Here is a 7,565-nt window from a genome sequence, read left to right as displayed (position 1 = left end):
CTATCCAGTTGAGCTATCGGACCATCCTTTTAAAGTTTTTTATCGTCGGGATGGCAGGATTCGAACCTGCGACCCCCTGGTCCCAAACCAGGTACACTAACCGGACTGTGCTACATCCCGATAAGTTTCTTTAAAAGAAACATTAAACAAAAACTGTGATCCGACCAGGACTCGAACCTGGAACCTACTGCTTAGAAGGCAGTTGCTCTATCCAGTTGAGCTATCGGACCATCCTTTTAAAGTTTTTTATCGTCGGGATGGCAGGATTCGAACCTGCGACCCCCTGGTCCCAAACCAGGTACACTAACCGGACTGTGCTACATCCCGATAAGTTTCTTTAAAAGAAACATTAAACAAAAACAGTGATCCGACCAGGACTCGAACCTGGAACCTACTGCTTAGAAGGCAGTTGCTCTATCCAGTTGAGCTATCGGACCATACCTTTGAAAGTAATTCAAAAGTCGGGATGGCAGGATTCGAACCTGCGACCCCCTGGTCCCAAACCAGGTACACTAACCGGACTGTGCTACATCCCGAATGTGTCTCTCAAAAGGACTGTTTTTGTTTAACGCGGTGCAAAGGTGTAGGTATTTTCTTAACTGTGCAAGTATCTTTAAAACTTTTTTCTGCTAACCAATGTAAACGTCTTATTTCTCAATGAATTAAATGTTAATTATAGATGAAAAAAAATTATCTATTGGCAGATAAGCTACGATAACCTACTACTCGATCGGCTCTATCTCCAGGTCCTCGGTAGTACACTAATATCTCATATTGGTTTCTTGTGAGGTTAAAACTCCCTTCTATTTCTACATCATCTCTAGTCATGTTAGAAGTATTTACCACAGTATACATATAATCATATCGACCTTGCTTTACAATAGTAGATCCTACATAAGCTTTTTTTCGTGCATCGTATATCATTTTATTTTCTTCATTCAATTGCCATTGTGAAAAACCACCATAGGCATACACATCGCCCGCAAATGGTGTTTCGGATTTTAGAGTAAAAAACACTTCCATGTAGTCTGATTCCACCCAATAATCGGTTCTCCCAAAAACTGCAATAACATACCCTCCATTATAATCATTCTGTTGTTGGTTAAATGCCTTTTTGTTTCTTACAAGGTCTGATCTGAGTCTCACTTTTCTAAAGTTCTTCATAATATCAGTGGAAGATACTGATGCCCCGCTGCTATTAACGCTACTAATTTCAAATACTCTAAATTCATTCAAACCAAGAAATGCATTTTCACCATCATAATAACTGTAATCCATGACCTGCTCATGTCCTCTTACAAAACGAGGTAAAAGATTGACAATTGGATTGTCCCATCTTCCATTTTGTAGAATTGTCACTGAAAAATCTCTTTTAGGATTAACTACAGTAAGCCCTCCATAATTCACTGTAAAATCAATTTGTTGCATGTACCTTCTTTCACTACCTCTCATCTCTACCATTTTAGAAGCAATAGAAGCTGTTTTTTCATACACAACAAAACGCTTTGTAATGATCAAATCATCTTTATCTCCTTCTCGATAAACTTTCAATAAATAATTCCCTGACATCTTTACTTTCGGTAATTGAAAAATAAAATGAACATAGGGAACACTTGTATTCATTGAAAAGTCAAAATCATTCAACTTGAAGGAATTATAACTCTGCATAAATTCGATGGGTTGGAGTTCCGAAGGGGTCCAATCCTTATTACAATGCTCTATTTCTGCCTCAAAATAATCGGCATCATCCCCAAAAAGGTCAAATTCTAAGACGAGAGGAAACTGTTGATCTAACCTAACAACTGGTGAATTTAACTGAGGTATACTTCTACTTCCTCCTTTAGCATACAACTGTACTGTTCTTACATTAGGATCATATACATAATCAGAATACCTGATCTCTTTATTCTCATAACTATCTGAGGTGACAATTTCCCATTTCTCAGGCTGGGCTTTTACAACACTAATAAAAAGAAAAAGTATTATAGAAAATAAAGGAAGTATCTTATGCATACCGTTTGAATTATGTTTATTAGATTAACTCATTGTGCTAAGGCAAAATTTTAGAATCCTAGTTCCTATAATTATTTGTGAATACAACGGTAAAATAATGAAGAACTAATTGTCATTTAATTTTGGCTTAGTACTTAGCAAGTTAATGGAAAAATGAATTCAATTTTGGATAAAATGGTAAAATCATCATAGTAAAATGTACATCTAGTCCATATGCAATAGAAAATTCTTTAATTCATTCTATTTATATCCAAAAAATACAATAAGTGAATAATTATTCATATTTAGAATCATTCTCAATAAGTGTTTTTATTACGTTAATTAACATGAAATCAAAGTAGTTGTGGTTTAGGTCGTTATATTTATTCAACTATTTACATTTAAATATTTGTAAATACGCATTGAAAGTACTTTATTAGCAATAAATACTCTGCTTGCATAACATTTTTAGATAGTAAGTAGTTAAGTATATACAATAAACACACATAACTTTTTAAGCATTATGATTCAGATTGTGCAACAGCTCGCTTTTGTAGCCGCAATCGGTTTTACGGGATATTTAGTAACCAAGAGAGCTACATTTATTTATAAAAATATATTTCTCGGCAAAGAGGAAGAAATAAAAGGAGATTCAGCAAAAAGGTTCGGTAATATGTTCAGATTGGCCTTTGGTCAACAGAAAATGTTCGATCGCCCTTTAGTAGGTTTAATGCACTTTGCCGTTTACGCAGGATTCCTATTGATCAATATTGAGGTACTTGAAATCGTCTTAGATGGCCTTACGGGACAGCACCGTATTTTTGCCAACGTTATCCCTAGTCCTACTTACCATTTCATTGTTAGTTTCTTTGAAGTGATGGCACTAGCAGTGACCGTTTCTTGTTTCATTTTCCTTATTCGTAGAAACGCACTTAAGATTCCACGCTTTCATATGGCAGAAATGAAAGGATGGCCTTATAGAGATGCAAATATCATCTTGTATGCAGAAATCATTTTAATGACAATGCTTTTTTCTATGAATGCATCTGACGCTGTTTTACAACAAATGGGAAATGAACATTACCCAGTTGTAGGAACTTTTGTAATTAGTCAATTCTTGGTACCACTTTTCTCTGGACTCTCTGAAACTGCATTAGTAGCAGTGGAAAGAACAGCATGGTGGGTACATATATTAGGTATATTTGCTTTCTCAGTATATATCACTTACTCAAAGCACCTTCATATTTTCCTCGCTTTCCCCAATACTTATTTTGCGAAACTAGAGCCAAAAGGAAAAATGGAAAACATGGAATCGGTAACAAATGAAGTAAAAATCATGTTAGGGATGCCTGTTGAAAATGCTGAACAAGGAGATTCGGATGAGATGCCAACTTTTGGAGCAAAAGACGTGCAAGATCTCTCTTGGAGAAATGTAATGAATGCCTACTCTTGTACAGAATGTGGTCGCTGTACATCTCAATGTCCTGCAAATATTACGGGTAAAAAATTATCACCACGAAAAGTGATGATGGATGTAAGAGACAGAGCAGAAGAAATTGGCAAAAATAGAGATGCAAATGGTGGCACATTCCAAGATGATGGTAAGATGCTGTACGGAGATTATATCTCAAAAGAGGAATTGATGGCTTGTACTTCTTGCAATGCATGTGCTGAGGCTTGTCCTATCAATATTGATCCACTAGGGATTATTTTAGAAATGAGAAGATATGTTGCGATGGAAGAATCTGGAACTCCTCAAGAATGGAATATGGTCTTCCAGAACATTGAAAACAACCAAGCTCCATGGGCATTTGCAGCAAGTGATCGATTCAAATGGGGTGAAGAATTAAGAACTCAAGAGACTAAAAAGTCAGCATCAGATAACATCAAAGCCTAATTTATTTTACACCAATAAAAGACACACAGAACAATGACAGATACAAATTTCTTAAAAGTACCGACAATGGCCGAAATGGTAGAACAAGGAAAACATCCTGAGGTTTTATTTTGGGTAGGTTGTGCCGGTTCTTATGATGATAGATATAAAAGAGTAATTACAGCGTTTGTTAAAATTCTCAACGAGGTTAACGTCAATTTTGCTGTATTAGGACCAGAAGAAAGCTGTACAGGAGATCCTGCGAGAAGAGCAGGAAATGAATTCTTGTTCCAAATGCAAGCAATGCAAAATATAGAAGTGTTGAATGCCTATGAAATCAAGAAAATTGTAACAGCATGTCCGCACTGCTTCAATACCATCAAAAATGAGTACCCTGCCTTAGGTGGTAATTATGATGTAGTTCATCACTCTGAATTCCTTCAAGGATTGATTAATGATGGAAGATTGCAAGTAGATGGAGGTCAAGCTTTCAAAGGAAAGAAAATTACGTTTCATGATTCTTGTTATTTAGGCAGAGCAAATGGCGTTTATCAAGCACCTAGAACTGTCATCGAAGCTTTGGATGCGGATCTAGTTGAAATGAAACGTTGTAAGAAAAACGGTTTATGCTGTGGAGCTGGAGGAGCTCAAATGTTTAAAGAGCCAGAACAAGGAAATAAAGATATCAATATTGAACGTACAGAAGAGGCTCTTTCAACAGGTGCTGAAGTAGTTGCCGCAGGGTGTCCGTTCTGTATGACCATGATTAATGATGGTATTAAAAATAAAGAGAAAGAAAAAGAGGTACAAGTAATGGATTTAGCAGAGCTTGTTGCCGAATCAAAAGGACTTTAAAATATTTTTCCAATTCAATTCATTCCATTAAGGGGTCCTAAAAAGGCCCCTTTTTTAATTGTTTAAAACACTTAAACAGACATTCAGTTCAAAAGATTAAGAAACTAAATGTATATTGCATAAAAAAGAGTTATCAAATGAAAAGTATAAATCAGCTACCGGATTCTTCCCGTATTTGGATTTACCAATCAAATAGAGCCTTCACTACAGAAGAGCAAGCCAATATTGCTCCTCTTCTAGCACAATTTATTTCTACATGGAACGCCCATGGAAGTGAATTGGATGCCAGTTTTAGTATTGAGAAAAATCAATTTATTATCATCACTGTTGATGAAGGAGTTCATGCAGCTTCGGGTTGCTCTATCGACAAGTCAGTCGGTGTTATCCGTTCTATTGAAACTTCATTAAATGTGTCTTTATTTGAAAGAACTAATGTAGCTTACTTGAATGAAAAAGAGGAAGTTGCTACTTTCAAAATGACAGAAGCAAAAGGAATGGTAACTGAAGGGAAACTTCAGCCTTCAACATTAATCTTTGATAATACAATCCAAACGTTAGGAGATTTCCGTTCAAGATGGATTGTGGAAGCTAGTGATTCCTGGCTCAAAAGATATTTTAAAATTACAGCTTAGAAAGCTTAAAGTGACTATCACCACATAGTCACTTTTTTTTATAAAACACATATACGTTTGCATATTAACTTAAACCTAGTGTTATGAATGAAAAAAACTTATTGATCGTTAGCACATCTACCGTACACGGAAAACCTTATTTATCTTATTGCGAAGAAACGATTCAATCCTTCTTTGAAGGGGCAAAAGAAGTAATTTTTATCCCTTATGCCCGACCTGGGGGAATCTCACATGATGAATATACAGCGATTGCCGCTAAAAAATTTAATGCATTAGGCTTCAAAATGAGAGGACTACATGAGTTTGACGACCCTAAATCCGCTCTTGCTGTTGCATCAGGAGTGTTTACAGGAGGTGGCAACACTTTCGTTTTATTGGATCAATTACAAAAACTTGGTTTAATAGAAACGATTAAAACTCGTGTGAGTGAAGGTATGAAATACATGGGAACAAGTGCAGGTTCAAATATCACTGGCTTAACCATCAATACAACCAATGATATGCCTATCGCCCACCCTGCTTCATTGAACGCATTGGGTTTGGTACCCTTTAACCTAAATCCACATTATTTAGACCCTGATCCAACTTCTAAACATATGGGGGAAACAAGAGAGACAAGGATTAAAGAGTTTCACACTTACAACGATCAAACGGTAGTAGGACTCCGTGAAGGATCATGGTTGAAAATTAAAGGTGATTATATCTGTCTGGAAGGTCCTCTTTCTGCTAGAATTTTTGAAAAAGGAAAAGCTCCTTACGAATTAACACCAGAGGATGACTTTAACTTTTTATTAAAATAAATACTATACTTTAGGATCATTACTCTATTCACCTGAGTAATGATCCTAATTTTCTTTAATAATTCTCTCTATTCGTAAGAAATGTTCTATTTTAGTCTTCAGTAACAGTTAATTTTCATTGTTTCAGCTATTAGTATGAGTGTATTCTGACGTAAAGTAATTCGCCTTCTTCAGATACATCAACATTCTATAAACTACTTTATGGATAATTATTATAATATATTGGGGATTGATAGAAGTGCAAGTAAGAAAGAAATAAAAAAAGCTTACCTGACCTTAGCCAAGAAATACCACCCCGATGTCGACAAAAGTGATTCAACACTTGAAGATAAATTTAAGCTCATCAATGAAGCTTACAATACGCTTTATGATGACTCTAAAAAATTTCAATATGATAATGGCCTAACCTATTTCACATTCCATAATACGACTTCTTCTAACACTACAGAAAGAAGAAATTACAGTCAAGAAACAAATAGAAAAAGAGAGGAATATAAAACGCACGTTCAGGCGGAAGCCAAAAAAGAAAGGAAACAATACAAAAAGTTTGTACCCTATATTGTTGGAGGTTACGTTGTTGCGATGATTGGATTAATCTCTTTTTTCGTCCATCGCCAGAGTAAACTGGCGGATGAGGCTTACAGTTCTGCCTTAACAAATCTAAAAGAAAACAGGGTTCGTTTAGCTCACCAAAATGTTCAAGAACTACTTGAATACGAAGACTACACAAGAGCCGAGGTTATTCAGGCAGGCATAGAAGTTCTTTCAAAAAAGCCCTCCACGGCACTCCATTATATCCATAAGATTGAAGACGATTTAAAAGAAGAAACGCCTTACTCTGGTGATTTATATTATTTCAAGGGAAGAGCAATGTACCTTGCAGGAGATGGAATTGGTGCCGTTCAAGCTTTTGAAAAAGCATATAAGTATAACAATGGTGATGATGTGATTGATTTTTGGTTAGGAAAAACCTATAATGATATTTTATTGGAATACGATAAAGCAGCAAAAGTATTTCAAAAAATCCCTCAAGGAAGTCCTTATTATGATGAGAGTATATTGTTGATTGGAATTTCACTACAACATAATCGTCAATTTAATCTATCGCAGAGGTATTTACTCCAGGCGCTCAACGCTAAAAAACACCAAGCATTAGCCAATTATTATTTAGGATGGCATTACAAGTTAAGTCAGAATAATGCCAACAAAGCATGTATTTATTGGGAAACTTCAGCAAAACAAGGTTACGCTGAAGCACTCTATCAATACAGAAGGCACTGTCAATAACTACTGACAGTGCCTTCTCTTTATTGTATACATTTTTATTAGAAAAGAATTAAAATTGGCAGCCTCAACTGCTATTTTTAATCAAGGATAGATTTTACAACCTTCTTTGTTCTTTCTAACCTA

The 7,565-nt window shown here is 35.6% G+C and carries 6 protein-coding genes and 5 tRNA genes; 5 read left to right on the top strand and 6 right to left on the bottom strand.

Annotated elements, in window-relative coordinates; all coding sequences use genetic code 11:
- Nucleotides 1-45: 45 nt before the first annotated feature.
- The 6 genes from PL77_RS26950 to PL77_RS26925 form a co-directional block, all read right to left on the bottom strand.
- Nucleotides 46-120 (bottom strand) — tRNA-Pro (locus PL77_RS26950).
- A gap of 36 nt (nucleotides 121-156) precedes the next feature.
- Nucleotides 157-230: transfer RNA gene (locus tag PL77_RS26945), tRNA-Arg, on the bottom strand.
- Between the two features lie 22 nt (nucleotides 231-252).
- Nucleotides 253-327, bottom strand: a tRNA-Pro gene (locus tag PL77_RS26940).
- A 36-nt stretch (nucleotides 328-363) separates the two neighbouring features.
- A tRNA-Arg gene (locus PL77_RS26935) sits at nucleotides 364-437 on the bottom strand.
- 24 nt (nucleotides 438-461) lie between these two features.
- Nucleotides 462-536 (bottom strand) — tRNA-Pro (locus tag PL77_RS26930).
- Nucleotides 537-690: 154 nt separating this feature from the next.
- Nucleotides 691-2,013, bottom strand: a complete 1,323-nt coding sequence (locus PL77_RS26925; RefSeq protein WP_044212129.1) for a DUF5103 domain-containing protein — start codon at nucleotides 2,011-2,013, stop codon at nucleotides 691-693.
- 505 nt (nucleotides 2,014-2,518) lie between these two features.
- Between PL77_RS26925 and PL77_RS26920 the strand changes: the two genes are divergently transcribed.
- The 5 genes from PL77_RS26920 to PL77_RS32495 all read left to right on the top strand — a co-directional run bounded on the left by PL77_RS26920 (nucleotide 2,519) and on the right by PL77_RS32495 (nucleotide 7,442).
- Complete coding sequence (locus PL77_RS26920) at nucleotides 2,519-3,889, top strand: (Fe-S)-binding protein (RefSeq protein ID WP_044212144.1); 1,371 nt, start codon at nucleotides 2,519-2,521, stop codon at nucleotides 3,887-3,889.
- 33 nt (nucleotides 3,890-3,922) lie between these two features.
- Nucleotides 3,923-4,723: a (Fe-S)-binding protein gene (locus PL77_RS26915; protein ID WP_044212127.1), complete on the top strand. Its 801-nt coding sequence runs from the start codon at nucleotides 3,923-3,925 to the stop codon at nucleotides 4,721-4,723.
- 137 nt (nucleotides 4,724-4,860) lie between these two features.
- On the top strand, nucleotides 4,861-5,355 hold the full coding sequence (locus PL77_RS26910; protein WP_044212126.1) for a hypothetical protein: 495 nt from the start codon (nucleotides 4,861-4,863) through the stop codon (nucleotides 5,353-5,355).
- 83 nt (nucleotides 5,356-5,438) lie between these two features.
- Nucleotides 5,439-6,155 carry a dipeptidase PepE gene (pepE, locus tag PL77_RS26905; protein ID WP_044212124.1) on the top strand — a complete coding sequence of 239 codons (717 nt, stop codon included), beginning with the start codon at nucleotides 5,439-5,441 and terminating at the stop codon, nucleotides 6,153-6,155.
- A 201-nt stretch (nucleotides 6,156-6,356) separates the two neighbouring features.
- A complete protein-coding gene (locus PL77_RS32495) occupies nucleotides 6,357-7,442 on the top strand; it encodes a DnaJ domain-containing protein (protein ID WP_052444772.1) in 1,086 nt (361 codons plus the stop codon).
- Nucleotides 7,443-7,565: the final 123 nt, after the last annotated feature.

The organism is Flammeovirga sp. OC4 (assembly GCF_000812565.1).
In the GTDB taxonomy this organism is placed as follows: Bacteria; Bacteroidota; Bacteroidia; order Cytophagales; family Flammeovirgaceae; genus Flammeovirga.
Note: the sequence above shows the minus strand (reverse complement) of the source record. Positions and strands in the feature narration are given on the sequence as shown.

What these genes read in the sequence shown, in the direction of transcription:
- PL77_RS26925 (WP_044212129.1), bottom strand. Translation starts at nt 2,013, where the DNA reads ATGCATAAGATACTTCCTTTATTTTCTATAATACTTTTTCTTTTTATT.
- PL77_RS26915 (WP_044212127.1), top strand. Translation starts at nt 3,923, where the DNA reads ATGACAGATACAAATTTCTTAAAAGTACCGACAATGGCCGAAATGGTA.
- PL77_RS26910 (WP_044212126.1), top strand. Translation starts at nt 4,861, where the DNA reads ATGAAAAGTATAAATCAGCTACCGGATTCTTCCCGTATTTGGATTTAC.
- pepE (WP_044212124.1), top strand. Translation starts at nt 5,439, where the DNA reads ATGAATGAAAAAAACTTATTGATCGTTAGCACATCTACCGTACACGGA.
- PL77_RS32495 (WP_052444772.1), top strand. Translation starts at nt 6,357, where the DNA reads ATGGATAATTATTATAATATATTGGGGATTGATAGAAGTGCAAGTAAG.